14 tRNA genes, 1 rRNA gene and 1 pseudogene are annotated in these 2488 nt (G+C 48.4%); all 16 read right to left on the bottom strand.

The features are described 5' to 3' along the window. Nucleotides 1–275 precede the first annotated feature (275 nt). Nucleotides 276–557: pseudogene (locus IEV18_RS17405) on the bottom strand (tyrosine-type recombinase/integrase); the annotation flags it as partial. A 143-nt stretch (nt 558–700) separates the two neighbouring features. Continuing rightward, nucleotides 701–784 (bottom strand) — tRNA-Leu (locus IEV18_RS16780). Nucleotides 785–794: 10 nt separating this feature from the next. Continuing rightward, nucleotides 795–868, bottom strand: a tRNA-Cys gene (locus IEV18_RS16775). A gap of 11 nt (nt 869–879) precedes the next feature. Further along, nucleotides 880–954 (bottom strand) — tRNA-Gly (locus IEV18_RS16770). Between the two features lie 3 nt (nt 955–957). After that, a tRNA-Gln gene (locus tag IEV18_RS16765) sits at nt 958–1031 on the bottom strand. Between the two features lie 21 nt (nt 1032–1052). Beyond that, nucleotides 1053–1128: transfer RNA gene (locus IEV18_RS16760), tRNA-His, on the bottom strand. Nucleotides 1129–1139: 11 nt separating this feature from the next. After that, nucleotides 1140–1213, bottom strand: a tRNA-Trp gene (locus IEV18_RS16755). 28 nt (nt 1214–1241) lie between these two features. Beyond that, a tRNA-Tyr gene (locus IEV18_RS16750) sits at nt 1242–1326 on the bottom strand. Nucleotides 1327–1337: 11 nt separating this feature from the next. Beyond that, nucleotides 1338–1410: transfer RNA gene (locus IEV18_RS16745), tRNA-Phe, on the bottom strand. 21 nt (nt 1411–1431) lie between these two features. Further along, a tRNA-Asp gene (locus IEV18_RS16740) sits at nt 1432–1508 on the bottom strand. A gap of 2 nt (nt 1509–1510) precedes the next feature. After that, nucleotides 1511–1587, bottom strand: a tRNA-Met gene (locus IEV18_RS16735). Between the two features lie 25 nt (nt 1588–1612). Continuing rightward, nucleotides 1613–1688: transfer RNA gene (locus tag IEV18_RS16730), tRNA-Val, on the bottom strand. Nucleotides 1689–1691: 3 nt separating this feature from the next. Then, a tRNA-Glu gene (locus IEV18_RS16725) sits at nt 1692–1766 on the bottom strand. A gap of 10 nt (nt 1767–1776) precedes the next feature. Then, nucleotides 1777–1870 (bottom strand) — tRNA-Ser (locus IEV18_RS16720). Between the two features lies 1 nt (nt 1871). Beyond that, a tRNA-Asn gene (locus tag IEV18_RS16715) sits at nt 1872–1946 on the bottom strand. Nucleotides 1947–2166: 220 nt separating this feature from the next. Then, nucleotides 2167–2281, bottom strand: a 5S ribosomal RNA gene (gene rrf, locus IEV18_RS16710). Between the last annotated feature and the right edge of the window lie 207 nt (nt 2282–2488).

The following is a 2488-nucleotide window of genomic DNA, read 5'->3' as shown; positions in this document are numbered from 1 at the left end:
GACCACCCAAGAGTTAGCATACGAAACCCCCTGATAAACTGGCCAGTCGTATGATCATGCACAAGTGACAAAAGCTCGACAGCCTTACTACGTGCGCGGCTGTATAAAGAGTCGTCAAAATGACGTAACTGTTTCATAGTAAACGTTTCAATATTTCCCTTGCGTACCTTTAATAACGGGTATCCCTTCATCGGGTTATTACGGATATACTTCGAGTCGTACAAATAACCGAAGAATGCACGAATAGCACGAATTGACGTATTTATTGCCCCGTTCCGCTGTCCCCGGACTTCTCGCAAGTAGTCGACGTAATTGTCAATGTCTGTACGTAGGACTTGTCGGATAAATTCCGTCTTATCTTGTGCGACTAACCATCTACGGAATTGTCCGAGTTTATCTTTGTAATACGAAATAGTATCCGGACGTAGCCCTCGACGTTCTGCGTCTGCTATAAACTTCCTTACTGCCTCGTCATATGACAGCGTTTCTAGCTCGATTGGTTCCGTTGCTATGTCGATTTCATGCGGACTTAATTCGTTGTTTCTACGATTTCCCATAAAAAAACGCACCTCCCCTCCGGAATAATTCCAAAGGAAAAGTGCGTTTCTAGTCACGGGACTTTTCTACGTAGGTTCTGCGTAAAATAAACGCAAAAAAGACGACGCTCTCCGTAGAGAACGCCGTCATATCAACGTTTGTATACCGGTGGTCGGGGTCGAACCGACACGTCCCAAGGGACACGGGATTTTGAGTCCCGCGCGTCTGCCAATTCCGCCACACCGGCATATGGGATGTGGAGGCGGTAACCGGATTCGAACCGGTGATAAAGGTTTTGCAGACCTCTGCCTTACCACTTGGCTATACCGCCAATGAGAATAATGGAGCGGAAGACGGGATTCGAACCCGCGACCCCCACCTTGGCAAGGTGGTGTTCTACCCCTGAACTACTTCCGCTAATGGCTGGGCTACTAGGATTCGAACCTAGGATCACGGGACCAAAACCCGTTGCCTTACCGCTTGGCTATAGCCCAAAAACATATGAAATTTAATAATGGGGCGACCGGTGGGAATCGAACCCACGAATGCCGGAGCCACAATCCGGTGCGTTAACCACTTCGCCACGACCGCCATGTAAGAGATGGCAGGGGTAGTAGGAATCGAACCCACACTGACGGTTTTGGAGACCGTAGTTCTACCATTAAACTATACCCCTATGAAAATTATAAACAATTAAAATGTAATGGTGGAGGGGGAGAGATTCGAACTCCCGAACCCTGAGGGAGCGGATTTACAGTCCGCCGCGTTTAGCCACTTCGCTACCCCTCCAACGGAAAAGGTGGCTCGGGACGGAATCGAACCGCCGACACACGGATTTTCAGTCCGTTGCTCTACCGACTGAGCTACCGAGCCATTGCATATTTAATTCATAAATGGCGGTCTGGACGGGACTCGAACCCGCGACCTCCTGCGTGACAGGCAGGCATTCTAACCAACTGAACTACCAGACCTTTGGTTGCGGGGGCAGGATTTGAACCTGCGACCTTCGGGTTATGAGCCCGACGAGCTACCAGACTGCTCCACCCCGCGATATGAATAAATCTATTTATATGAATGGTGGAGGATACAGGGTTCGAACCTGTGACCCCTTGCTTGTAAGGCAAGTGCTCTCCCAGCTGAGCTAATCCTCCAGATGGTGACCCGTACGGGATTCGAACCCGTGTTACCGCCGTGAAAGGGCGGTGTCTTAACCACTTGACCAACGGGCCATAGATATTATGGCGGAGAGCGAGGGATTCGAACCCTCGATACCGCTTTTGGCGGTATACACGATTTCCAATCGTGCTCCTTCGACCAACTCGGACAGCTCTCCATGGCTCCACAGGTAGGATTCGAACCTACGACCGATCGGTTAACAGCCGATTGCTCTACCACTGAGCTACTGTGGAATATTCATATAAGTCTAGGAACTGAATTGCTCGTTATTCCTCATACGATTGCTCGTCGTGTTGCAAGTATATTCGGTGATGCAGCACTCCTCGCAACTCGAAGCATATTCGGCAGATGCATTGCTCGTTGCTCTACCACTGAGCTACTGTGGAATAATGTCAGAAGGAATTAATCAATAACTTGTCCTAGAATAGCTATCCAAATATTTTAGGATAGTTTGCCTGGCAACGTCCTACTCTCGCAGGGGGAACTCCCAACTACTATCGGCGCTGGAGAGCTTAACTTCTGTGTTCGGTATGGGAACAGGTGTGACCTCTCCGCCATCGTCACCAGACAAACTTTAATTGTATTTTTTTGCAGTGACAACAATTATTATAAGGACAATTGCTGAAAAAATCAAGTCATAACTCAATTTAATGCTAGATTGTACCTTCAAAACTAAATAAGAGAATACAACGACTTGAAATTTAGTTAAGCCCTCGATCGATTAGTATCCGTCAGCTCCACGTGTCACCACGCTTCCACCTCGGACCTATCTACC

Origin of the sequence: Compostibacillus humi, assembly GCF_014637175.1 — a bacterium.
GTDB lineage: Bacteria > Bacillota > Bacilli > Bacillales > Amphibacillaceae > Oceanobacillus > Oceanobacillus humi.
The sequence above is the reverse complement of the archived record's forward strand: the minus strand, read 5'-3'. Positions and strand labels throughout refer to the sequence as shown.